Source organism: Butyricimonas sp., assembly GCF_019423355.1.
In the GTDB taxonomy this organism is placed as follows: Bacteria; Bacteroidota; Bacteroidia; order Bacteroidales; family Marinifilaceae; genus Butyricimonas; species Butyricimonas faecihominis.
On the sequence record NZ_JAHZBP010000003.1, the window covers coordinates 1 to 25,672 of the forward strand.

15 protein-coding genes are annotated in these 25,672 nt (G+C 42.7%); all 15 read left to right on the top strand.

Features of this window, described 5'->3' with window-relative positions; genetic code table 11:
* Positions 1–109 precede the first annotated feature (109 nt).
* The 15 genes from QVC79_RS05090 to QVC79_RS05160 all read left to right on the top strand — a co-directional run bounded on the left by QVC79_RS05090 (position 110) and on the right by QVC79_RS05160 (position 25,515).
* Positions 110–3,631: a SusC/RagA family TonB-linked outer membrane protein gene (locus QVC79_RS05090; protein ID WP_270594460.1), complete on the top strand. Its 3,522-nt coding sequence runs from the start codon at positions 110–112 to the stop codon at positions 3,629–3,631.
* A gap of 27 nt (positions 3,632–3,658) precedes the next feature.
* The gene (locus QVC79_RS05095) at positions 3,659–5,098 is read left to right on the top strand and encodes a RagB/SusD family nutrient uptake outer membrane protein (RefSeq protein WP_270594459.1); all 1,440 of its coding nucleotides are present in this window, start codon (positions 3,659–3,661) and stop codon (positions 5,096–5,098) included.
* 28 nt (positions 5,099–5,126) lie between these two features.
* Entirely contained in the window at positions 5,127–6,005 is an 879-nt protein-coding gene (locus QVC79_RS05100; RefSeq protein ID WP_270594458.1) for a hypothetical protein, read from the top strand.
* 152 nt (positions 6,006–6,157) lie between these two features.
* Positions 6,158–7,096, top strand: coding sequence for an ABC transporter ATP-binding protein (locus tag QVC79_RS05105; RefSeq protein WP_270594457.1), 939 nt, complete (start codon positions 6,158–6,160; stop codon positions 7,094–7,096).
* A 29-nt stretch (positions 7,097–7,125) separates the two neighbouring features.
* Complete coding sequence (locus QVC79_RS05110) at positions 7,126–9,435, top strand: Gldg family protein (RefSeq protein WP_270594456.1); 2,310 nt, start codon at positions 7,126–7,128, stop codon at positions 9,433–9,435.
* A 171-nt stretch (positions 9,436–9,606) separates the two neighbouring features.
* Positions 9,607–10,167, top strand: a complete 561-nt coding sequence (locus QVC79_RS05115) for an RNA polymerase sigma-70 factor (RefSeq protein ID WP_241241575.1) — start codon at positions 9,607–9,609, stop codon at positions 10,165–10,167.
* 96 nt (positions 10,168–10,263) lie between these two features.
* Complete coding sequence (locus QVC79_RS05120; protein ID WP_270594455.1) at positions 10,264–11,436, top strand: FecR family protein; 1,173 nt, start codon at positions 10,264–10,266, stop codon at positions 11,434–11,436.
* Positions 11,437–11,601: 165 nt separating this feature from the next.
* Positions 11,602–14,970, top strand: coding sequence for a SusC/RagA family TonB-linked outer membrane protein (locus QVC79_RS05125; RefSeq protein WP_270594453.1), 3,369 nt, complete (start codon positions 11,602–11,604; stop codon positions 14,968–14,970).
* 29 nt (positions 14,971–14,999) lie between these two features.
* A complete protein-coding gene (locus tag QVC79_RS05130) occupies positions 15,000–16,529 on the top strand; it encodes a RagB/SusD family nutrient uptake outer membrane protein (RefSeq protein ID WP_164719579.1) in 1,530 nt (509 codons plus the stop codon).
* 17 nt (positions 16,530–16,546) lie between these two features.
* A complete protein-coding gene (locus QVC79_RS05135) occupies positions 16,547–17,266 on the top strand; it encodes a DUF4843 domain-containing protein (protein WP_124316216.1) in 720 nt (239 codons plus the stop codon).
* A 20-nt stretch (positions 17,267–17,286) separates the two neighbouring features.
* Positions 17,287–18,882 (top strand): PKD-like family lipoprotein, encoded by a 1,596-nt coding sequence (locus tag QVC79_RS05140; RefSeq protein ID WP_270594451.1) that lies wholly within the window; start codon positions 17,287–17,289, stop codon positions 18,880–18,882.
* Positions 18,883–18,958: 76 nt separating this feature from the next.
* Positions 18,959–19,885, top strand: a complete 927-nt coding sequence (locus tag QVC79_RS05145; protein WP_124316218.1) for an ABC transporter ATP-binding protein — start codon at positions 18,959–18,961, stop codon at positions 19,883–19,885.
* 7 nt (positions 19,886–19,892) lie between these two features.
* Complete coding sequence (locus QVC79_RS05150) at positions 19,893–22,208, top strand: ABC transporter permease subunit (protein ID WP_270594447.1); 2,316 nt, start codon at positions 19,893–19,895, stop codon at positions 22,206–22,208.
* Between the two features lie 39 nt (positions 22,209–22,247).
* Complete coding sequence (locus QVC79_RS05155) at positions 22,248–23,174, top strand: ABC transporter ATP-binding protein (protein ID WP_270594444.1); 927 nt, start codon at positions 22,248–22,250, stop codon at positions 23,172–23,174.
* Positions 23,175–23,217: 43 nt separating this feature from the next.
* Positions 23,218–25,515 carry a Gldg family protein gene (locus QVC79_RS05160; protein ID WP_270594442.1) on the top strand — a complete coding sequence of 766 codons (2,298 nt, stop codon included), beginning with the start codon at positions 23,218–23,220 and terminating at the stop codon, positions 25,513–25,515.
* Positions 25,516–25,672: the final 157 nt, after the last annotated feature.

Below are 25,672 nucleotides of genomic sequence, written 5' to 3' on the forward strand. Positions count from 1 at the left end.
TTCCAAAGTCCTTTGTATAAGGCACAAACGAAAGTTTTCCAGAATTACGAAAAAAAATCCACCTAATGTGTGGGTACGACCACATTGTGTCAAAAAAATGTTACAAGTCATGAAACTAGCTTTACTTTTTGTGGTGTTGTTTTTCACCTCAGCGAGTGCGTTTACCCAACGGGTGAGCCTTTCGGTGAAAGCGGAAACGACGTTGAACGAGGTGCTAAAACAGGTGAAGGATCAAACGGGTGTTCGAATCTTGTACGATGCCGGGAAGATGAAACGTGTGCCGTGTCGGGAGATGAAGATTACCGATATGGAGATTGCGGAGGCATTGAAGCAAATTTTGAAAGATACCCGTTTTGAGTTTTTCGAGGAAGGTGGGGTGTTTATCGTGCGAGAGGCTTCATTACAACAGGCGAAAGTGATTCGTCTTGTAGGAAAGGTGACGGACGAGAAGAAACAACCGTTACCGGGGGTGACTGTTCAGTTGAAAGGATTTTCAGTTGGAACAGCGACAAACGGGGAGGGAAGGTATCAATTGTCTATTCCGAATGCCCCGGAGAAGTTTTCTTTAGTTTTTTCTTTTGTTGGGATGGTTTCACAAGAGATCGTTTATGCTGGGAAAGACACGATCGACGTGGTGATGAAGGAGGACGTGGAGACGTTGGACGACGTGGTTGTCACCGGTTACATGACCTTGGACAAGAGTAAGTACGTGGGAGCGATTAACAAGGTGTATGCAAGGGATATTATGATTCCGGGCGAGAGTACGATTGACCAGATGTTGCAGGGGGTGATTCCGGGAATGGCGGTACGGATAACTTCCGGAATGGTCGGTTCGACTCCTAAGATCAGAATCCGGGGAACATCAACGTTGTTAGGTAGTCAGGACCCGGTATGGGTGGTGGATGGGGTCATCCAGCGAGACCCGCTTCCGATCAGCGAGACGGATGCCTCTCTTTCCAGTGATTTGGATAACCTACGGGATATTGCCGCTAACGCAATTTCTTGGTTGAATCCCTCGGATATAGAGTCGTTGACCGTGTTGAAGGATGCGTCGGCAACTGCCATCTACGGTTCGAAGGCGGCGAACGGTGTGATCGTGATTAACACGAAGAAGGCGCAGTCGGGTTCCGCATCTCTTTCTTATTCGGGGAGTTTTAGTATTGGCCAGCGTCCGCGCTACGGGTTATACAACCAGATGAATTCACGGGAATTGATGGAGTTTTCCAAGGAGATGTACGAGGACCGGGTGCGCTATCCCAGTGCCATATTGCCTATCGGGTATGCCGGGTTGGTTCAGAAGCTGACGAACAAGGAGATTACTCACGAGCAGTTGGAGACGGAGTATAACAAGATGGCAAACAATAACACGGATTGGTTTGATCTTTTGTTTCGTAATTCTTTTAATCACAAGCATAATTTGAGTATTACCGGGGGATCGGAGAAAATAGCCAGTCGAGCTTCTATCGGTATTACCGAGGAAAAAGGCGAGGCCAAGGGAAATGAAGGGAAGACGTTTACCGGTAGTTCGAACACGGTGTTGCAGTTGATCCCGAATTTGAGGATTAGTTTGAACCTGAACGGTAGTTACCGGGAGATGTTCGGTTTTGCTTACGGCGTGAGCCCGTTTAGTTACGCGTATAACACGGCGCGGACGATCCCGCTACGTAACGAGGATGGCACGTTGTACTATCACGAGAAATGGGGAGGTTCCAGTACGGCTATTTCTGGGAAGAGCTGGTACGGGTATAATATCTTGAATGAGATAAATAACACGGGGAACGAGAACCGGTCGAAGATGGTGTCTTCGAGTCTTGATGTTTCGTGGAAGATTTTGCCTTATTTGGAGTATCAAGGGTTGGTTTCTTACACGGTGAGTTCCTCGGAGGTCAAGTCGTATGCCACGGAGTATTCCAACTACATTACCTCTCTTCGGGGATATGAGGTAGGTGAGGTGCCAGCGAATAGTAATGAAGAGAAGATGACGCAGTTACCTTTTGGTGGTTTACTGGTGACAGAAAATGCCACGACGAATACGTGGTCTGTTCGGAATAGTCTGGTATTTAATAAATTATTCAAGGATGTGCATAGCGTGACGTTACAGGTAGGATTTGAAGTTTCTTCCAACACGTCCACGGGTTCGAGAAATACACGTTACGGTTACTTGCGTTACCGGGGAGAGGCTTTCGCGTCGGTCCCGACGACCTATACCACGGTGTATAATGCCGTGGCACAACAGAATCCTCTTTTGAATACCATGAGGACCGCGTCATCCGTGACGAACCGGGAGAATAATTATGTCAGCGAGTTTCTGACGGCGGTATATTCTTTTGATAATCGGTATGTCGTGAATTTTAATGCCCGTTTGGATGCGTCCAATCGTTTCGGACAGGATAAGAACGATCGGTTTGAACCGACTTGGTCTATCGGGGCGAAGTGGAGAGTGGGTAGCGAGTCGTTTGCCCGGAACTGGAATTGGATGGAATCTTTGGATATATCCGGGTCTTACGGTTATCAAGGGAATTCGGTGGAGGAGGTGTCTCCTTACTTGATTGCCAGTGACGGTGGATTGAGTCAATTTTATAACCAGTACACGTTGAATATAAAGTATTTGCCTTACGAGAAATTAGGGTGGGAGAAAACGAAATCTTGGAATGCCAGCGTGGATCTTTCTTTTTTGAAGGGGCGGATGAACGTGGTGTTCAATGCTTACGGGAAAAAGAGTGACGTTATCGCTTCCCGGCAGGTTCCGGGGGAGAACGGGATGTTGAATTCCAGAATTTTCGGAACGGAAATGGATAACAAGGGATACGAGGTGACGGTTAATTTTATTCCAGTTCGCACACAAGATTGGACTTGGTCATTCTCCGTGAACACGGGAAAAGTGACGAATGAGATTTCGGATAATGAACGAGTGAACAAGTTGGAAGATTTCTTGGATGGTTCGGCGGTCTTGAATGGAAAGTCGTATAATTCATTCTATTCTTTCCGATATAAGGAGTTGAGTCAGGAGAATGGTGAACCTTTGTTCCATAACATGGATATTGAGAAGACGAATGATTTCACGGAGTTCTTGGTGCGTAGCGGGAATTTTGATTCCGATTTCACGGGAGGTTTCAACACGCAGGTGAGGTATAAACGCTTGTCGTTTACCATGCAGTTCGCGATGCAGTTCGGCGGGCAGGATCGCTTGCCAGAGTTGTACTCCGGCACGTTGAAAGGTGTTCCGGGGCCGCAGGAGAATGTTTCGCGCCAGTTGAAGAAACGTTGGCGGAAGGCGGGAGATCAGACGAATATCCCGGCGGTGCCGAATTATAATAGTGCAAGTTCGTTTGGCTATGTTATGTTACCCGTGTTGTCGGGAACGAGTTCGATGACTCCTTATGCCATGTACAGCCAGTCGGATTTGCGAGTGGCCGACACGGATTTGATCCGTTGCCGTCAAATATCGCTTACGTATAGCGTGGGTGAAAGTATTTTAAGAGCTCTTCACTTGAAGTACGCGAGTATCAGTTGGAGCATGAGTAACCCGTTTATGATTGCTTTTGATAAAGCATGGAAAGGGTTGGACCCGGAGACGAAGGATTGGCCTGCACGACGGACGACGTCTCTTTCTTTGAACGTGACCTTTTAACGAGTGAAACCGATAAACGATATGAAAATGAAAGAAAGAATTTTATTGATAATATGTGTGTTGGGAATCTTGATGGCGTCTTGTTCCGATTTTTTGGATTCCAAATCGCAGGATGAGGTGATACCTAAAACGACGAAAGATTTTCGTGAATTGTTGTTGGGATCGGGTTATCCTTCTCCCATTAATTCCCATCCCTTGGCTTTGACTGGTTACATGGATGATGATGTTGACACGGATTTGAGAAATAGTATGGCCGGTAGCGATTTGGCTAAAGGGGTTTTTCCGGTTTTCACGTGGCAGAGTGATGCGGAAAGGTACGAGGGATCGATTATGAGCCCGGAACTGGCGTCTACTCCTTATTATTTGATGTATGAGCGGATCAAGGGGTGTAATGCCGTGTTGGATTATATCGACGAGGCTATCGGGACGCAACAGGAGATAAATCATATAAAAGCGGAGGCTTTGTCGGTGAGGGCGTTGTTTTATTTCTGGTTGGTGAATCTTTATGGAGAGCCTTACACGGAGAACCCACAGGCGGCAGGTGTTCCTTTGAAACTCTCTTCTTCGGTGGAAGAGGTTAGCGTGCCCCGTGTAACGGTGGAGCGAGTGTACGAGCGGATTTTAGACGATTTAACGGAAGCGGCGGATTTGTTCGGGACGGAGAGTCGTGTGACCACGGATTTCAGAATTAACCGACCGACGGTGGAGATACTTCTTTCACGGGTGTATCTTTACACGGGAAAATGGAAAGAGGCGGTTGAATCGGCCACGGAAGCGATCCGGATTGGTGGAAAGTTGGCAGATTTGACGGCGATCGAGAAGAATGGTGCTTTTGCTTGTGTCAGGTATTCTTCGCCGGAGGTGACTTGGATGTATGGTGGAGAGGGTATGGGTTTTTATGTTGAGAATGGTTTGAATATGGCAAAAGAGTTGGAGGAAGGTTATGGTGCTAACGATCGACGGGTGGATCTTTATTATGCATATGATGAACTTAGAGGGCATTATTATCTTCAAAAAACGGGGACTTCTGCATCGGGGGACCTTGGGGATGCTCCAAAACAGGCGATACGTCTTTCGGAGGCTTACTTGAACCGGGCAGAGGCTTACGTGTTGTGGGACAATAAGGTGACGGAGGCATTGAAGGATTTGAACGAGTTGCGTCGGAATCGTATCGAGGGGTATTCGGATGTATCGATTAGTGACCCCGTGTTGTTGTTGGAGGAAATTCGCAAGGAACGTCGTTTGGAGTTGGCTAGAGAAGGCCATCGTTGGTTGGATTTGCGTCGTTACGGGATGCCTTCTATTAAGCATACGTGGTTGCCGGGAGAAGGGCTGACTTTGCAGACTTTCGTGTTGAAGGCGAAGGACCCGATGTACACGCTACCATTGCCGGAATCCGTATTGGGTGTGAACCCGGCTTTGACTCAGAATGCTTCGGCGAATACCCCGGAGCGTAAAGCAGAATGATGTATAGGAACGATTAAAAGAATTCATGATGAAAAAAAGATATGTAATAGGTATGTTTATCGGGAGTGTTCTCTTTTGCTCGTGTGCAAAGGACTCGGCACTGGGACCGGATGTTGCACTTGAACGGGATTACGTGTTACCCCAAGGGAAATCCCCGCAGGCAGATGGCCGGATCGTGGATTTGTACGAGAAGTATGGTTCTTATTTCTTGTATGATTTTACCCTGTTGGATTTGAATTGGAATCAGGTGGCTAATTCGACTAGCTATAAGTTGGCGTTGGGTGATCCGGCTTATGCCGGGGATATGCTGGATTTGTTGGATGAGGTGTGGTTGCAGTTTTACCCGGAAGAGTTCCTGAAAAAGAATTTGCCGTACCGGGTTTTTATGGCAGACACGATTTATCAGGTGTTGAGCTATATGGATCGCCCGATGGAGTGCGTGAAAACGGGTGATAATTCGTTGGCTTTCGGTTATATGAATGCGGACACGAAGAAGAAGACGGCTGCCGAGAAGTTGGCGTTGAAGAACACGGTGCAGATGTTGTTTTTTGATTTGTTGCAGGTGCGGAAGGCTGTATCGATACCGGAGGAGTTTTACAAAATCAGCGATTATTCAACGAAAGCAAGCTCTGATCCCAATGATGATGATTACGCACGTAAACGAGGATTCGTGGCAAACCCTCAATACGGGAATGAATGGTGTACCTACGTTAATTGGCAGACAAAGACGTTGTTGCAGTCGGATGATTTGACGTATTTTTTGGCAAGTATTCTTTGCCGGACGTCCACCCAGTGGGCCAGTGATTTGACTTACCCGTTGGTGAAGGAGAAGTATGATATTTTGGTGAATCATTTCAAGAAAGAGTATAATATTGATCTGGCGAAGATAGGTAACAAGACTTACTAGTATCAAGAGTTTATAAAGTCCATAAAGTTTGTAAAGTTTATCAAGTGACGGGAACCCTGTAAACGAGGTTTTTGGAGCTTGTAAACTTTATAAACAGGGGGAGTGTTGTCTTTACATTAAGGGAATAGATGTTTGAATTATAAAATTATTGTATGGAAAAATCAGTTGTAAGAGTAGAAAATCTGTCTCATCGTTACAATGTGCAGTGGGCTATCCGGGATATTAATTTCGAGATAGATCAGCGGGGGGTTGTGGGATTGCTGGGATCGAACGGGGCTGGGAAGTCCACCACGATGAATATTATTTGCGGGGTGTTGAAACAAACGCAGGGGGAGGTTTACGTTGACGGTATCAATTTCCGGGAGAATCCGGTGGAGGCTAAAAGGAATATTGGTTTCTTGCCCCAGAAGCCTCCTTTATATATGGATTTTACCGTGGACGAGTATCTCACGTATTGTGCGGATTTGCGAATGGTGGATAAGATGGATGTGAAAAAGGCGGTTGACGAGGCGAAGGCTCGGTGTGGGATTACTCATTTCAGTAGTCGCTTGGTTCGGAATTTATCGGGAGGGTATCAACAGCGTGTGGGAATCGCGCAGGCGATCGTGCATAATCCCAAGTTCGTGGTGCTGGACGAGCCGACGAATGGACTGGACCCGAACCAGATCGTGGAGGTGCGGCATTTGATTAAAGAGATTGCCGAGGAGCGTTCCGTGCTTTTGTCCACGCATATCCTTTCAGAGGTACAGGCTACCTGTGAAGAAATTAAGATGATAGAACAAGGTCAGCTGGTCTTTTCGGGTACGTTGGATCAGTTTGATAATTATATACAGCCGAACACGATCATGGTAACGTTGGCAAATCCCCCCGCTGAGGCAAGCCTTATTTGGGAGGGAGTGAGTAACGTGGAGAGGGTTACGGATCACCGGTTCCGTTTGCGTTATGACGGATGCCGGGAGACGGCGAGAAGGGTGGCGGAGCAAAGCGTGAACCGGGGCTGGGGATTGGAAGAGTTGGTGGTGGAGAAGAGTTCCATGGACGAGGTGTTTGCTAAATTATCCGGCAAGGCGAATGGTGAAGGGAAAAGATAAGATATAGGTCAAAAGAAATTAAGTATATTATGAGAAGAATATTGAAAATAGCGAAAGCAGAGTTATTTACTTTGTTTTATTCCCCGGTAGCTTGGCTGATCCTTGTGGCCTTTACCGTTCAAGTCGGATTGAAGTTCACGGGGTTGATGGCGGATTTCGTTTACCGGGAAGATATGGGGTTCGGGAATGGATTTTTGACGGCGAATTTGTTGGGGGGTATGTTCGGGTTGTATAACACGGTACAGCAGTATTTGTACCTTTATATGCCTTTACTGACCATGGGGTTGATGAGCCGGGAGTTTAGTAGCGGGTCGATCAAGTTGCTGTATTCTTCACCGGTGACCTCGTCTCAGATTGTCATGGGTAAGTTCTTGGCGATGATGGCTTACGGGTTGGTGTTGTTGGGAACGTTAATCCTGTATATCGGTTATGCGGCTTGCGTGGTGGATAATTTTGCTTTTGCTGAGGCGTTATCCGGTTTGCTGGGGTTGTATTTGTTGTTATGTGCTTACGCGGCTATCGGACTTTTTGTTTCGTGCCTAACTTCCTATCAGGTGGTTGCGGCTATCGGGACGTTGATTATTCTGGCCGTACTGAATTACATGAATCAAGTGTGGCAGGATATAGCGTTTGTTCGGGACATCACGTATTGGTTGTGTCTTTCCGGGCGTACGAACGAGATGATCAGCGGTTTGTTGTGTAGTGAAGATATTTTGTATTTCGTGATCGTGATTTCCATGTTCCTGTTGTTGAGTATCTTGAAATTGCAGTCCACGAGACAGCGGGTTTCTTTTTCCATGGTTTGGGGAAAGTATCTTGGCGTGGTGGTGATTGCGATGTTGTTGGGATTCGTGACGTCTCGTCCCGTGATGATGTGCTATTATGATGCGACGGAGACGAAACGGAATACCTTGACGCCTAACAGTCAGGAGGTCATGAGCAAGTTGGAAGGAGGAATGACGATTACCACGTATGTCAATTTTTTGGATCGGGATTATTATATCGGGATGCCCAATATGGTAAATTCGGATTTGGAGAGGTTTAAGCAGTATTTGCGGTTTAAGCCGGAGATCAAGATGAAGTACGTGTATTATTACGATTCGGTTTCTAATAATCCTTGGTTGGACGTGCGATTTCCGAATACGACGGCAAAGGAGAAAGCAGAGCAATTGGCGGATATGCGTGATTTGAATTTTAAGATGTTTATGGCACCCGAAGAGTTGAAGAAGAAGGTGGATTTGTCGGACGAGGGGAATCGTTTTGTGCGAATCGTAGAACGGGAGAATGGGCAAAAGGCTTTCCTGCGTCTGTTTGATGATATGATGAAGTTCCCGAGTGAGGCGGAGATGGCCGTGACATTTAAACGGTTTACCATGAAATTACCGAAAGTCGGGTTCTTGACCGGACATGGAGAACGTTCGATTGATTCGGACCGGGCGAAGGATTATCTTTTCTTTTCGCAATTGAAGAATTTCCGTTATTCTTTGATTAATCAAGGGTTTGACGTGGAGAATGTTTCTCTTGCCGGAAGTTCGGATATTCCGGATGATATTGAGATCGTGGTGATTGCCGATCTGACAAAGCCTTTGGAGCCGGGGGAACAGGAAAAGTTAGATAGGTATATCGCCCGTGGAGGGAATTTGGTGATTGCCGGAGAGGTGGGAAGACAGGATGTTATGAATCTTCTCGTGGAGCAGTTCGGGGTTCGTTTCTTGCCGGGAGTTTTGGTACAGGTGAAACAGGATATTCAACCGGATTTGATGATCGTGAATGCCACGCCGGAGGCGGGAGAGATGTCTTATTTCTTTCAGGAGATGTTGATCGGCCGGAATGCGAAGATCGTGATGAACGGGGCTGCGGGATTGGCCTACACGGAAGATCGGGGATTTAAGGTGACGGAGATTTTACGGACAGATACGACCGGATGCTGGAACGAGATGGAGACGAGGGATTTCGTGAATGATAGCGTGATTCTTAATACGGTGGCCGGAGAGGTAGAGGCGATGTACCCGGTGGCTTTGGCTCTTTCCCGGAAGGTGGGAGATCGTGAGCAAAGGATTATGATTCTTGGAGATGCGGATTGTATCAGTAATGAAGAGTTTTCTATCCGGAGGAATTTGCGGGTGATGACGGCCAATTATACTTTGGTTACAGGTACGTTCTATTGGCTCTCTGATGAAGAGGCGCCTATTGATGTCCGTCGCCCTATGGGAACGGATAATAAGATACACTTGAGCCGGAAAGCGATGCCTTATTTGAAGACAGCGTGTATGGGAATTGTACCCGCTATATTGCTGATTTGGGGCGTGGTGTTGTGGATGAGGAGAAAGCGGAAATAAGTAGTATGGAATTGTCAAGATGTTGTGTGAACCCCCAAAAGTTCGATAAGAGCTTTTGGGGGTGTTTTGTGTTTCTTTGAATTTATGATATATTTTTTGTTTTTTTTGATTGAAAAATCATAGCTTTGTCATAAAGTAATGTGGGCAAACAATTATTAGAGATACATGGGTATGCAACCAGAAGAGTTTATAGACCAGATAAATAGAAAGCAAATGCCGGCTTTCCGTGAGTTGTTTGGTTCATTCTATCGCTATCTGGTATTATATGCTATGCGTTATGTGAGACAGCAGGAAGTGTCGGAAGATATTGTGCAGGAGGTTTTTATTGCTATTTGGGAGAGTGATAAAAAGTATAATTCATATCATGGATTCCGGGCATTTTTGTATGATTCGGTCAAAAATCGTTGCTTGAATTATTTAAAGCACCAAGAGGTTGAACGGCGGCATGCAGAGATTTTATTGCAGGAGCAGGATGAAGAGGACGAAGATTATCGGTTAATGCGTGAGGAGATGTACCGGGCGTTGCATCGGGCCGTGGATGAATTGCCGGAGCGTTGTCGGCAGGTGTTCAAATTGCATTTGGAAGGTAAGAAAAATGAGGAAATTGCTCAAGTATTGGAACTTTCCGTGGAAACGGTGAAAACACAGAAAAAGAAAGCGATGTATTTTCTGCGTGAACGATTAGGTAAGTCGTATTGTTTGTTAATTGTATTGAATATCATATCTTTATAAGATGTCGTGCATCTTTTTTGATTATTTTTCAAAAAAAGATGAATTTAGGATACCTCGTTTTTGTGTCATGGTTGTATATGATGCAAAAATTATGAAATGAAGAATCATTGTCCCGATAGAATTGTTCACTTGTTACAGTTGTACTTGCTTGGAGATATAACCAAGGAGGAACGGCAGGAATTAGAGAAATGGAGTGAAGAGAAGGCTCGAAATAGAAGATTTTTTGAACAAGTTTGCCAAGAGGATTTATTTTCAAAGGAACGGGTTGTTTATGAAAAGATAGATGATAAAAAGGCATTGTATGCTTTTGAAAAACGTGTGGGAAAAGTTTCTCCGAGAGGTATTGGTCGTTGGTGGAAATATGCGGCCGTGTTATTGTTTCCTATTTTAGTTGTCGGATCATGGAGGTTGATCCATGAAACGGAGCAAGCTCCTGTAGTGACATCGTCTGTTACACGAATTCAACCGGGGTGTTCACAAGCAGTACTTGTTTTGGATGATGGGCGTAAGGTGTTTTTGAAAGAAGAGGAAGAGGGCGTGATTTCGGAAGATAAGGAGATAACGGTTACCGGAGAAAAAGATCGTTTAGTATATACTTCTTCCGTGGAAAAAGGTATGGATGAGCTTCGTTTTAATGAACTTGAAGTTCCTCGTGGCGGGGAATATAAGGTGAAGTTGGCAGATGGAACATTGGTATATCTGAATTCAGCTACTCGAATTAAGTATCCTGTTAAATTTGATGGAAAAGAGCGTAAGGTATATTTATCGGGGGAAGCTTATTTTGAGGTAACGAAAGATGCTGAACGTCCATTTTTGGTAGAAATGGAAGGCGTGGAGGTTCGGGTGTATGGGACTTCTTTTAACGTTAACACTCATCAAGAGGGGAACATTCAAACCGTATTGGTTAAGGGGAGTGTGGGGGTCAAGATTTTGGCATCAGGAGAGGAGAGTATGATAAAGCCTGGACAGATGGCCGAGTTTAAGCAAGGAAGTCGAAAGATTGATGTGAAAGAGGTAAATGTAGCAGTTTATACGGATTGGAAGGACGGTATTTTCCGGTTTGAAAATCAGAGGTTGGAAGATATTCTCACTGTTTTGTCGAACTGGTATGATGTGGATGTTTTTTATCAAACTGTTTCCGTGAAAGAGCTACATTTTTCGGGGTATATGGAACGGTATAAAGATGTCAGTGTAATTTTGGAGGCGATTACCTTATCAACAGGGGTAACGTTTTCTGTTCAAGGAAAGACGATTATTGTATCAAAATAAAAACGGAAAGTATTTGGCGTACTTCCCGTTTGTAATTAAGTACAACAAAAACTATTTGGCGTAGTTTCTTGTTGAGGTATTAATAACTTTAAGTACAAATGTATGAAAAAAAAACGATTGTGCCAGTCTTTTTTTAAAAGACCATGGCGTAAAATTTTAGTAATTATGAAACTGTTTTTTTTACTCACTTGTTGCTTTACGCTTTCGTTGTCAGCCAATAGTTTGGCTCAACAGGAACGCGTGAGCTTGAAAATGAAGAACGTGGGTGTGGAGAAGTTATTTGATGAAGTTCAACGTCAGACGAAGCTTTATTTCTTGTTTAATATAGAGCAAGTAAAGCAATTGGGAAAGATTTCTTTGGACGTGAACAATGAAACTGTGGAATCGGTGTTGATATCTGTTTTTAAGAATTCAGATTTGACATACGTTTTTAACGGAAATATGATTGTTGTGCGACCTAGGGATGTCCAAGAGGATAAGGAAATAAAGAAGATCGTTATAACGGGAAAGGTTTCTGACGAGAAAAAACATCCTCTTCCCGGGGTTACCGTGCAGATGAAGGGCGTTGCTATCGGAACGGCAACGGACCACGACGGGAAATACTCGTTGACGATTCCGAATGCTCCAAAGAAGTTTACGTTGGTGTATTCTTTCGTGGGTATGGTTACCCAAGAGATTACGTATGCCGGGAAGGATACTATTAATGTCGTGATGAAGGAGGATGTGGAGACATTGGAAGATGTGGTGGTGACGGGTTTTAGTAATATCCGTTCATCTAGTTTTACGGGAAATGCCGTTACGGTAAAAAAGGAGGATCTGCTTAAGGTGTCAAAGACGAACGTGATCAAGGCTCTTCAATCATTCGATCCCTCGTTCCGAATTAAGGAGAATAATCGTTGGGGATCAGATCCGAATGCGTTGCCCGAGGTGTATATCCGTGGTGAATCCGGTATTGGAGTGAAGCAGTTGGAAAGTGATGCATTGGCGAAATCCAACTTGGTGGACAATCCGAATTTGCCGACTTTTATTATGGATGGTTTTGAGGTGAATGTTTCCAAATTATATGATATGGATCCGAATCGGATTGAATCAATCACAATCTTGAAAGATGCGTCAGCAACAGCTCTTTATGGTTCTCGTGCAGCTAATGGCGTGGTGGTGATCACGACGGTAACTCCAAAAGCCGGTAAATTGAATGTTGATTATAATTTTGTGGGAGATGTGATTGTTCCGGATTTAACTGATTACAATTTGTTGAATGCTAGAGAGAAATTGGAAGTAGAGCGTTTGGCAGGTTGCTTTGTGGTGGATGAGAACGATTCGTATACGGACCCTTACAATTTGAAAAAGGAGTACAATGAGAAATTGGCGAACGTGACAAAAGGCGTGAATACTTATTGGCTGTCGAAGCCGTTACAAACCGTGTTTAACCACAAGCATAGTGTGTACGTTGACGGTGGTGGTGAGAATGTACGTTTTGGTATAGAGCTGCTATACGCTAATCAAGACGGTGTGATGAAAGGATCTTTGCGTGACCGTGTAAGTGCCGGGTTCTCACTTCAATATACTTACAAGACGTTTATGTTGAAAAACCAACTATCCTACCAGCGGGTTCGGTCGGAGGAATCACCTTATGGCGATTTTTCTGATTATGCAAAGCAGTTGCCTTACGACGAGTATAAGGATGAGAACGGGCAATATGTCAAAACGATGAGATATTGGGGGACAGGCGGTGATATGAATCGCCCGAATCCGTTGTACGAAGCTGGGTTGAAGAATTTCAACAAATCGGATACAGATGAATTTATTAATAATTTTTCGTTGAATTGGAGCATTGTTAGCGGGTTGTTGTTGAAAGGGCAGTTGAGCTTGACGAAAACGATGGGAGAATCCAAGCGTTTTTATGACCCTCTTTCCCAGCAGCCGGAAAATTTGAATCACTTGTCTGTAGGTAATTTGGCTTCTGGAGCTTTGTATTTGACTCACGATGATGGGTTAACTTGGGATTTGAATGCGACTTTGTCGTACAATAAGGTTTTGAATAATCACATGATTAATGCTTTGGCTGGTGTTAACATGCAAGAGACTAAGTCTGATTCTGATAATGCAACTTACTTGGGATTCCCTTCCGGTGATTTGTCATCTCCGGAGTACGCCAAGGAAATGTACAATAAGACGGATTTTTCTGAGAGCACTAGGAGATTACTTGGTTTTATTTTCTCTGCAAATTACTCATTCAAAGATATTTATTTAGCTGACATATCGTTGAGAATTGATGGATCCTCTGCTTTTGGTGCGGATAAACGATTCGCTCCTTTCTGGTCATTGGGTTTAGGTGTGAATCTACACAAATATAAATTCTTCCAAGATCTTGGTTTTATAGACCAATTGAAGATACGTGGTTCTTATGGGCAAACGGGTAAAGCGAATTTCCCGGCTTATGCGGCACGCACAATGTACTTGATCTCGACCGATAATTGGTACAAAACGGGAATCAGTACAAAATTACAGGCTCTAGGAAATAAGAATTTGACATGGGAAACGACTAACTCGTTGGATGTTGGAGGAGAAGTGACGCTTTTTAAAGGATTGTTGTATGTTAAGGGGAGCTACTACAACAAGCGGACAATAGATTTGATTAATGATGTGACTGTGCCGACTTCTACCGGTTTTACTTCTTATCGCGATAATATTGGAGAGATTTCTAATAAAGGCTATGAATTCGATTTGAGGGTGTCCGCATTCAGTCGGAATGATTTGTCGGTTGTGTTTAATGCGAATTTAGCTCACAATGTCAATCGAATCGAGAAGATTTCAGAGAGTTTGAAAGCGTATAATGAACGAGTGAAAAAAATGTTTGAGGAGTCTTATGCTTGGGATGACCCGGAAAAGGCCTTGCAATCACAACCTTTCCTTCAATATGAAGAGGGTGGCTCGTTAAGCTCCATCTGGGGCGTACGTTCTTTGGGTATTAATCCTGCTGATGGACAAGAAGTTTTCTTGAATCGAGAGGGACGTCAGACGAAAAGTTGGAGTGCATCCGATCAGGTGGTGCTGGGTACGTCAGAACCGACTGTACAGGGAATGTTCGGTTTTAACGTGGTTTACAAACAATTCAGTTTATTCGCGAACTTTATGTACGAGGCTGGCGGACAGCGTTATAACCAAACGTTAGTGGATAAGGTTGAGAATGTGAATGTTTATACGGATAACGTGGACGAACGAGTACTTACTGGTAGATGGAAAAAAGCGGGTGATCACGCGAAGTATAAAGCGTTGACTTCTGGGCGTGATGGCATAGAGAGTACTAAGCCGACTTCTAGGTTCGTACAGGATTACAATATGTTGTCGTGGAATTCGTTGGAATTAGGATATGATATGCCTGCCGATTTGACGAAAAAACTGAACTTGAGTATGTGTCGGTTCACGTTGGGTATGACGGATTTGTTGCATCTTTCCAGCGTGAAGCAAGAACGAGGTACCAGCTATCCTTTTGCTCGTACGGTTTCGTTCTCTGTTAAAATTTCATTATGATATGACGCATGACTAAAATTAGATTTGTTATGAATAAAAAGATATTATTTATACTGGTTATGTGGGGAATGCTTTTTTCTTCATGTACCGATTGGTTGGATGTAACTCCCGAAAATTCTATTGAAGAGGCAGACCTTTTCAAGGAGGCTACTGGGTTTCAAAATGCTTTGAATGGTGTGTATGAGCAGATGGCCAGTACTAAATTGTATGGAAAGGAATTATCGTTTGGTATGTTGGATGCTATGGGACGGGTATGGTGTTTGCAGGGTGAGAATTTTTATAATATCAAAAATTACCATTATTATTATCAAGCTGGAACGTTTGCTTACGATGCAAACGATGATATAAAGGAGGCAATTGATGGAGTATGGAGTACGGCTTATACTGCGATTGCCAATTGTAATAACATCATTAGCAATATTGATAAGTTGACGGGAGAGGATTTTCGCACGGGAGAGCCCGAGCGATTGATGATCAAAGGGGAGGCACTGGCTGCTCGTGCTTGGTTGCACTTTGACTTGTTACGGATGTTCGCACCTGCGCCAAGTTCTAATCCCTCAGGATTGTATATTCCTTATGTTAAAGAGTTTCCGTATTATGGAGGGCAGACACCCTTGACGGTGGAGGAGACTATGGAGGCTATTGAGGTGGATTTGAAAGCAGCACAAGAGATGATTATGGCGTATGACACGTTGGATTTGGCACACAGAGCGATGTTAAGTGGCTATAATCGTTTTAAAGGGGATTTTTCAACTGCCGTGTCCGGAAATGATGGTTCTACCGTGGAGATGTTGCCGTTCTATTATTATCGCGGTTATCGAATTAATGCTTTGGCTGTGACCGGATTGATGGCACGTTTTTATAGCTATTGGGGTGGAGACAAACATTCTCTTGCTGCGGCAAATGCACAAAAGGTTGTGGATTTCCTAGTGTATCCCGAGGAGAAAAGACCGGCTTTGGAGTATGTGAGTATTGACGCCCGTTGGAATCCGGATTTCAAATTTTCCGAAGACTTAATTTTTTGCTTGTCTTACCCGACACTGATGACGGATTACACGGAGTTTGCAACTTCTTCTAGTAATGCTTGTTTGACGATCAGTAAATATGATGAAATTTGGAATGATGATTTTGCTGATGCCGGGGACTATCGATTGGTGATGATTTATGATGATCAAGGAGACTATATGCCATTGAAGAATGTACCTTCTAAAACAGGTGATGCGGAGGTACTTGCGAAAATTGAGGATATGGTTCCTATGATTCGTATGAGTGAGATGCACTTTGTGTTGGCAGAGTATTACGCTTCTATCGGTCAATGGGCAAAAGCTGCCGAGTTTATCACTAAGGTACGTGTAGGACGGAATTGTGACGGTTCCGTGGATTTGGGTATCACGGATATGGAAACGTTCAAGGCTCGTTTGTTGGGAGAGGTTCGCCGGGAGTTCTTCGCCGAGGGACAAACTTTCTTTTATTACAAGAAATATGGAGAAAAGCTGATTAAGGATATGAATCTAGATTCATTTGTAGTTCCCACGCCAGATAGTGAAAATATTCATTAATTATTGTAGCAGAAATTATGAAAAATAAAGATATAATGTATACTTTGTTGCTGGGGCTGCTTGCGGCATTGAGTTTAGTGAGTTGCGACAAGCAGGAGATAGAAACATATCATGCGAATCGTTCGTTATTTTTTGAACGTTGGAAACAAACGTCGGCCACTGCTCGGGAACGGATCGATACTGTGGGGTACTCTTTTTCACATTACGTGGGAGAGACAGAGTTGACGCACGAGTTTCAGATCAAGTTGATCGGTGCATTGTTGGAGGAGGACACGGAATACCGGGTGAGCGTGGTGGACTCGTTGACAACTGCTACTGGGGATCAGTATTCGCTTCCGGAAAAACTGATGTTTCATAAGGGGATGGCTTCGGATGTGTTGCCTGTAACGTTGAAAAAAGCTCCGTCGTTGAAAGATAAACAAGTGTACCTAACGTTGCGGTTAGTGGCAAACGAGAATTTTGGTTTGGGTTACACGGGATATTCGGACGTGAAGATTCGATTTAACGATCAAGAAGTAATACCGTTGTGGTGGACACAAGAAGTTACGGATGCATATCTTGGCAAGTATTCTTTCAAGAAGTTGGAGACCATAATTGCTGCTAATGAGGGATTCTCGACATTTGAGGGCCTTAGTGATACCGAAAAACGAAAAATTGCATTGAAAACGAAAGCGTACATCCTCGCCAATAATATCAAAGAAGAAAATGGAGACCCGATGGAGATCCCGATGTATTAATTTGTAAATGGAAAGATGGTATGAAGAAGATATATATAACTTTTTTATTGTTTGTGGTAGCTGTGATGTCCGGTTGCTATGAAGATAAGGGAAATTATGATTACAAAAACATCAATGAATTGGAAATTACTTTCGAAAAACCAACTTATTCGGTGACTTTTGGGGAATCATTGAGTATTACGCCCGATTTCAATCTTGAACTTCCGGAGGAGTCAGACCGCTACACGTATAACTGGTACGTGAACGGGAATACGCGACCGGAGTGGAATCAACGTGATTTTAATTGGGCGGTGGACACTATTTTTAAAGACGGTAAGGTGGTATTGGAGGTGACGGATACCAAATATGGCATCACGTACATGAATCGTGCATCACTTGACGTGGTGGGGATTTTTGAGAATAATTATTCGTGGATGATTTTGTCGGATGTGGAAGGCGAATCACGCTTGTCTTACTTTTCGAATTTGGAGTATGATAGTGATGCTGAAGAGTTTAAAAAAGTGAAGTTCTATGACGATGTTTACGTCATGGCAAATGATGGAAAATTGGGAACAGGTCCTATTGCACTACAGGAGCATTTTCGGGCGCAGGTAGATTATGAGACGATAATCGGTAATGTTTGCGTGTTCCAAGAGAGTGGTGCTGTGGATTTAAGTGGAGAATCATTCGAGAAACAGATTGACATGGTGGAATCGTTTGATGGGGGCGTCTACCCAGCGGGAGCAATTATTTATCCCGGTACGTTCATGGACCGGGTGGATGTACTGGCCGATCAGAAGGGACAGTTGTACTCCCGTTTTCGGGCAGTAGCGACTGTATACAATTCCGAGTATTTCTTGCAGACCCCGCTTTCTTTTGAAGGAGAGACGTTGGAGCAATGTCGGGTGGCCCGTGGATTTTATCGGGCAAATCGTACGGGATATGCCGTAGTGTATGATGGAAAGAACAAGCGGATGCTTTACACGGTGAATAGCGATTATTGGGATGATATTGCTGGAGCCGGCAGATTTGTAGCATTGCCAGCCCGGGGGATTGAGAACACAGAGGAGGATGTGATTGTTCCACTAGATAATATGGAAGGTTACGAGTTGATTAAGATGGGGATGTTTGGATATGGGGCGCTTGAAGATTGGACAAATCAATATGGAATTTATCTATTGTTGAGAGAGGAAAGTACTGATAAGGTATTTTTGGAATTGATTCGTTTGAAGGGATCTTCTGCTCGTCCGGTGCTACAAGAGGTGTTATTACACGAGATAAAAGGGTTGCCAGAGGTGCCGTCAACAGTGACTGTGCCGTTGGATAAGCCGGAGTATGCGTTCTTTGGGGCGGGCAATAATGTCTACTTCCTAGATCTTAAAAACCCGAAGAATTCGGTAGTCTTGTATAAGAGTTTTGGGGCAAAGGTGACAGCAATTAATGCTGAATCAATGTACAACAAACATATGGCTGTGGGGCTTGAGAATGGGGAATTCTACATATTGTTTATTCGTGAAGCCAAAAATGTGGCAGAGGAGAAAAAAGTGCTTTACCCGAAAGGAGCCTATCCGGCAGACCAGAGAGTGGGTCGGATAGTGGATATCCAATATAAGCAATTAGATCATTGGAATTATTAATCAGGGATAAATTAGGATGGGATACTTTTCTTGCAGGTCGTATGTGCCTGCAAGAAATCCCTAATAAAGAGTAAATATGGGAAGTTCGATTGTATCAGTAAAAAATCTGTCTCATCGCTATAGTGTGCAATGGGCGATAAAAGATATTAGTTTTGATATCACTAAGAAGGGGGTGATGGGCTTACTGGGATCTAATGGAGCCGGCAAGTCAACTACAATGAATATTATTTGTGGAGTTTTGAATCAGACAGAAGGGGAAGTTTTTATTAATGGCATTAATTTACGAGAAAATCCTGTAGAGGCTAAAAAGTATATTGGTTTTTTGCCTCAGCAGCCTCCTCTGTATACGGATTTGACAGTGGAGGAGTATTTGCAGAATGCAGCTTTTTTGCGTTTGATGGATAAGTCAGAAGTGAATAAGGCTGTTGATATCGCTTTGGAACGTTGTTCGATTGCGCATTTTCGTAATCGTTTGATCAAGAATCTTTCTGGAGGATATCAACAGCGGGTGGGGATTGCACAGGCCATTGTTCATAATCCAAGTTTTGTGGTGCTGGATGAGCCAACAAATGGACTGGATCCGAATCAAATTGTGGATATTCGTAACCTGATTCGAGAGATTGCGGAAGAACACTCCGTGTTATTGTCTACCCATATATTGTCTGAAGTGCAAGCGATATGTAATGATATAAAAATGATTGATAATGGTCATTTAGTGTTTTCTGGGTCTATGGAAGATTTTGATAATTATATCGCTCCTGATAGTTTTATTATTGAGTTGAATAATTCTCCGGGAAAGGAGGTGCTTGTCCGGTTGGCTCCAAACAAGGGAGTGGAGGCGTTGTCGGAAAACCGTTTTAGAATATTTTTTAACGAGGATAATACGGTTACGGAGAAATATGTTGAAGCGAGCGTAATGAATGATTGGAATTTGAAAGAGCTTGTGGTTGAAAGGTGTAGTTTGGATCAGATTTTTGCACAATTATCCGGAAAAGTAAAATAGCGTGAATATGAAATTAAATAGTAATATAAGACAGACGTTTAGAGTGGCTAAAATAGAACTGAGTTCTATGTTCTATTCTCCTGTAGCTTGGTTGGTGTTGATTATTTTTGCCTTGTTGATAGGGTATGATTATGCAAATGTTTTTGATAGTCAGTTGAGAGCTCAATCTCTGGGTAGCGGATTATGGAATGTGTCGTCTGCGATTTATAATAGTTGGATGACGGGTATTTTAAAACCGATTTTACGTAACCTTTATTTATATATCCCGTTGATCACAATGGGGTTGATGAGCCGTGAGTATCAATCGGGTTCGATCAAGTTGTTATATTCCTCTCCGGTGAAGAACTCTTCAATTATATTTGGAAAGTATTTAGCCATGATGTGTTATGGTGCAGCTTTGATGAGTATTATCGGGTTGAACGTGCTTTTCTCTTGGTTGACAATTGAAAATTTCCAGATTTCCATGCTTTTGGTCGGAATGTTGGGAATCTATCTTTTGATTTTGGCTTATTCAGCGATCGGGTTGTTTATGTCGACACTTACGGCCTATCAAGTGGTAGCGGCAGTGGGTACGCTGGCGGTTTTAGCTGTATTGAATTTTATCGGAGATGTTGGTCAAGGAATTGATTTCGTCCGAGATATTACTTTTTGGTTGTCAATTTATGGACGTTCGATTTCTTTTATTGAGGGATTACTGCCTAGTGCGGATGTGATGTATTTTTTGATTGTAATCGGATTGTTTCTTTCGCTCTCTGTACTGAAATTAAACACGGAGAAGAAGATCATGTCTTTGCGTACGAAAATTCTAAAATATAGTACGATTATCGTAACGGCGTTGTTGTTGGGTTATTTGACTTCTTTGCCAGAGGCAAAGTTGTATTATGACGGGACTTACACGAAGAGTAACACGTTGTCTCCGGAGAGCCAAGAGGTGATGGAGAAATTAACTCAACCACTCACCATTACAACATATGTGAATATTTTAGCTCCAGATTATTTCGCTGGATTACCTTTTAACCGGAATTGGGATTTTGAACGTTTTGAACGTTATGTGCGTTTCAAACCGGATATCAAGATGAAATATGTATATTATTACCATCATGCAAGTAATCCAGATCTTGATGCACAATATCCGAATATGACTGATGAAGAGCGTGCTAAGGCTCTTTGTAAGATTAGTGATTTGAATTTTAAAATGTTTAAATCTCCGGAGGAGATTGATAAGGTTGTTGATTTAAGTGGCGAAGGCTATCAGTTTGTTCGTATTGCAGAACAAAAAGATGGTAAAAAAGCGTTTTTGCGGTTGTTTAATGATAACCAGCGTCATCCGCGAGAGACTGAAATTACGGCTATGTTGAAACGTTTCGTGGCTAAAGCTCCGATGGTAGCCTTTTCTACGGGATACGGTTCACGGAGTATTAATAATTATGGAGGACGTGGTTTCTATTTATTTGCGAAAGATTTATGGTTCCGTTATTCATTGTTAAATCAAGGTTTTGACACGCGAGAGATTGATTTGGATCACGAGAAGGTTTCAGATGATATTTCAGTGCTTGTTATTTCAGATTTGCGAGAACCTTTATCGGAAAAAGCACTGGCTAACGTGAAGGATTTTATGGCAAGAGGAGGGGATATGGTGATTTTAGGGGAGTATGGAAGAAGTGAAAACATGAATGAATTGACGGCTTCTTTAGGAGTTCGTTTCTCGGATGGAGTATTGGCTTGTCCGAACGAGTTAGGTTCTCCTGTTGTTTTGAGAACGACTTACACGGAGGAGGCTGTTGAGAAACATTCAACATTTGCCCGTATGCGTGATTTTGGATATGGTGTATCGGTGCCTTCATCTTTGGCATTGGATTATTCGGATGTGAAGGATTTTGAGGTTTATCCCGTGTTGGAAACGGGTGATAAGGCTTGGGTCGAATATGAAACGAAAGATCTTGTAGATGGTGATTTCATTTGCAATGCTGAAGCCGGAGAGAAGGAAGGTGTTTATGCAACATTGATATATTTGAGACGTAAAGTTGGTGATAAGGAACAACGTATCGTGATTTCTGGTGATAGTGATTTTATCACGAATGAAGAATTTGGATTGTCACGTCCAGGGATGGAGGTGAATAATATTGAGATTATTTCTGGTTCATTCCGTTGGCTTTCAGATGATGTATTCCCGATAGATACGGAACGCATTGCGGCAATAGATAATCATATTGATCTGTCTCCCGGCTGGAGATTTTGGATTAAATTATTTTTTATGGTACTCTTCCCTCTTTCTCTCGCTATTTCGGGTATTTCTATTATATATAGGAGACAACGTAAGTAGAGCTATAGAAGGTATGTTTTCACATTAAAATTTGAATGTATGTTAAATAAAATAGTGGAGGTTAAACATCTATCTCATAAATATAGTGTAGATTGGGCTATTCGAGATATCAATTTTGCGATAAAGGAGAATGGCGTGTTTGGGTTATTGGGTTCTAATGGAGCGGGTAAATCCACAACAATGAATATTATCTGCAACGTGTTAACACAAACGGAGGGGGATGTTTTTATTAATGGTATAAATTTAAGGGAGCGTCCGATTGAGGCGAAGAAGTTTATCGGTTTTTTACCTCAAAAAGCTCCTCTTCACACGGAGATGACGGTAGACGAATATTTATATCATTGTGCGGATATCCGGTTGATGCCTAAAAAGGAGATTCCTGAGGCGATGGAGAGGGCTAAAGCAAAGTGTGGAATAACACATTTTAGCAAACGACAGATTCGAAATCTTTCCGGGGGATACCAACAACGTGTAGGGATTGCGCAGGCGATTATTCATAACCCTTTGTTTGTGATTCTTGATGAACCGACCAATGGGCTTGATCCGAATCAAATTATGGAGGTTAGACGTTTGATCCAAGAAATCGCAGAGGATCGGGCTGTTTTGATTTCAACTCATATATTACCCGAGGTGCAAGCCGTTTGTGACTATATTATGATGATTGAACATGGACAGAAAGTGTTTGAAGGTACGATTAATGCTTTTAACACATATATGTCTCCTAGCGCTTTACTTACGATTATGCACAACGCTCCCTCTTCGGAAGAGTTGATGAAGATAGAGGGCGTCGTGCGGGTGGAGCGGTTGACGAATACCCGTATCCGTTTACATTTTAAGGGGGATGATTCGATTATTAGACGGGTGGTAGAACAGGCGGTTTCGAATCAATGGCATTTACGGGAGATTTCTTTGGAGAAGGAGTCCTTGGATAAGGTGTTTGCCAAATTGTCCGGAAAGGATGCGTGACGGGTGTTAATATAATAATACGTTATTTTAAAAGATTATAAGAATGAGAACGATTATACGGATTACAAAATCAGAGCTTCGAGTTCTGTTTTTCTCTCCTATTGCATGGCTTATCTTGATAGTTTTTAGTTTTCAGGTAGGTATGGCTTACAGTGATACTCTCGCTTTACAACTTAAAAATCAAGAATTGGGTTATCGGATGTTTGCGGTGACTTCCTCTTTGTTTAGTGGATACACGGGAATTCTTTCCAATTTGTTGGAGAATTTATATCTCTATATTCCGTTGTTCACGATGGGGCTGATGAGTCGTGAATTGAGCAGTGGATCTATAAAATTATTGTATTCGTCACCGGTGTCGAATTTGCAGATTATTTTGGGTAAATTCTTAGCCGTCGTAGTTTATGCTTTGCTGTTGTGTGTGATTTTGATGGGGCCGGTTATCAGTACGTGTATTTCTGTGCAGGCTCCGGATGTCCCGTTGATGTTAACCGGAGTGTTGGGTGTTTTCTTGACGGTTTTGGCATATGGAGCTATCGGGTTGTTTATGTCGACAATCACGAAATATCAGGTTGTTGCTGTAGTGGGGACACTTGCTATTCTTGCCATATTGAATTTCATTGGTGGTGTCGGGCAAGAATATGATTTTGTACGGGATATCACCTACTGGTTGGCTATATCTGGGCGCTCGAAAGTATTTATTGACGGGATGATCAGTTCCAAGGATACGTTGTATTTCGTTTTGGTGATTTTCATGTTCTTAGGACTTTCTGTAATTAAGTTACAAGGAGAAAGATTGCGATTAGCCAAGTGGAAAACTTCGTTGAAATACAGTTTCGTGCTGTTGATAGCGTTGGCCTTAGGATACATCTCGTCTTTACCGAAGTTCAGTATTTATTATGATTCAACGGCAACTAAGATGAACACGTTAACCGAGGAAAGCCAGCAGATTCTTGAACAATTGAAAGGAGACTTGACGATTACCACTTACGTGAACTATTTGGATGAGACCTATGATCGAGGTGCTCCAAGAAATAGAATTGATGATATAGCTCAATTTGAGCAATATTTGCGATTCAAACCAGAAACAAAACTTGAATATGTTTATTATTACGCTAAAGGGTATATGCCCTATGCGAAGGCTGCTTATGATACGATGACCCTAGAACAGATCGTGGAGGATAAATGTAGGTATTCTGGATACAATCCTAAACGTTTTCTACCTTTGGATGAGGTATTAAAGAAAGATGATATTTCTGGAGAAAATGGTCGGTTTACCCGGGTGATTACTGCTGCGAATGGGAAAAAGGCAATTTTGCGTATTTATCAAGATAATAGTGTTTATCCTTATGAAGCACAGATCTCTACAGCGTTGAAGACTTTACTTCAGGAAGCTCCCGTGGTTGGTTTTGTTACCGGGCATAAAGAGAGAAGTGGCATGGATTTGGGCGAAAAAGGGTACGGGGCTTTTGCGTCGAATAAGACATTCCGTTATTCATTAATAAATAGTGGATTCGGGATACGTGAAATATCATTAGGGCAACCAGTGCCAGAGGATATTGATATTGTGGTACTAGCAGATATGAGAAGTGATCTAACGGAGGAGGAATCTCGTAATTTTGATACTTATTTGGCACGAGGAGGAAATTTATTTATATTAGGAGAACCTAAGCGTCAGAAATTTATGAATCCAGTTGTTGAAAAATTAGGATTACGTTTTGCGGATGGTATTATAGTGTCTCCTTCAGAGATTCATTTGGATGATATTATTGCTGCGGATATAAAAGAAGGTGCTGCTATCGTTTCAGAAAACTATATCAAGTATTTTCGTCGAGGTTATTCTATCATAACTCCTTCAGCTTGCGCAATCGAAATTGTTGATACGACGAAAGGATTTAAAATAACAGAAGTCTTGGCTAGTGCAAGTAAAGGATCTTGGATCGAGAAGGAAACGACTGATTTTATTAATGAAAAGTCTGTGTTAAACCCAGATGCTGGAGAGGTGGAACGTTCTAATTCAATCATGTTGTATCTAACTCGTTTAGTGAAGAATAAGGAGCAGCGTATTTTTGTGATTGGAGATGCTGATTGTATTAGTACGTTGGAGCTTTCGCAGAATAGGGCCGGTTTTAGAAGTTCGAATTTTACCTTGATAACGGAAACATTCCGTAATATGTCTTACGAAGAATTTCCTGTTGATGCTAATCGAGTAAATCCCCCTGATGATCAAGTTGTGGTTTCTCAAGATGGAGTCTCTACCATAAAAATAGTTATAATGTGGATTGTTCCACTATTACTTGTGGTTGGTTGTGTTATATTATTGTTTAGAAGAAAAAGAAGATAGAGTTTTAATATTATATCAACGTTCGGAAGAATAGGATGTTTTAAGGATTCATTTGTTGATTTGTAAAAATGAACAAATGAATCCTTATGATTTTTTATATTGTTTGAGAGTTGTGGATATATTTTGGTTTGTGAGAGTTTTTTTTAGAGCCGTTTTT

Coding starts and splice junctions, on each gene's coding strand:
- QVC79_RS05130 (WP_164719579.1), top strand. CDS start 15,000: ATGAATAAAAAGATATTATTTATACTGGTTATGTGGGGAATGCTTTTT.
- QVC79_RS05095 (WP_270594459.1), top strand. CDS start 3,659: ATGAAAGAAAGAATTTTATTGATAATATGTGTGTTGGGAATCTTGATG.
- QVC79_RS05150 (WP_270594447.1), top strand. CDS start 19,893: ATGAAATTAAATAGTAATATAAGACAGACGTTTAGAGTGGCTAAAATA.
- QVC79_RS05135 (WP_124316216.1), top strand. CDS start 16,547: ATGAAAAATAAAGATATAATGTATACTTTGTTGCTGGGGCTGCTTGCG.
- QVC79_RS05140 (WP_270594451.1), top strand. CDS start 17,287: ATGAAGAAGATATATATAACTTTTTTATTGTTTGTGGTAGCTGTGATG.
- QVC79_RS05160 (WP_270594442.1), top strand. CDS start 23,218: ATGAGAACGATTATACGGATTACAAAATCAGAGCTTCGAGTTCTGTTT.
- QVC79_RS05145 (WP_124316218.1), top strand. CDS start 18,959: ATGGGAAGTTCGATTGTATCAGTAAAAAATCTGTCTCATCGCTATAGT.
- QVC79_RS05115 (WP_241241575.1), top strand. CDS start 9,607: ATGCAACCAGAAGAGTTTATAGACCAGATAAATAGAAAGCAAATGCCG.
- QVC79_RS05155 (WP_270594444.1), top strand. CDS start 22,248: ATGTTAAATAAAATAGTGGAGGTTAAACATCTATCTCATAAATATAGT.
- QVC79_RS05090 (WP_270594460.1), top strand. CDS start 110: ATGAAACTAGCTTTACTTTTTGTGGTGTTGTTTTTCACCTCAGCGAGT.
- QVC79_RS05100 (WP_270594458.1), top strand. CDS start 5,127: ATGAAAAAAAGATATGTAATAGGTATGTTTATCGGGAGTGTTCTCTTT.
- QVC79_RS05125 (WP_270594453.1), top strand. CDS start 11,602: ATGAAACTGTTTTTTTTACTCACTTGTTGCTTTACGCTTTCGTTGTCA.
- QVC79_RS05105 (WP_270594457.1), top strand. CDS start 6,158: ATGGAAAAATCAGTTGTAAGAGTAGAAAATCTGTCTCATCGTTACAAT.
- QVC79_RS05120 (WP_270594455.1), top strand. CDS start 10,264: ATGAAGAATCATTGTCCCGATAGAATTGTTCACTTGTTACAGTTGTAC.
- QVC79_RS05110 (WP_270594456.1), top strand. CDS start 7,126: ATGAGAAGAATATTGAAAATAGCGAAAGCAGAGTTATTTACTTTGTTT.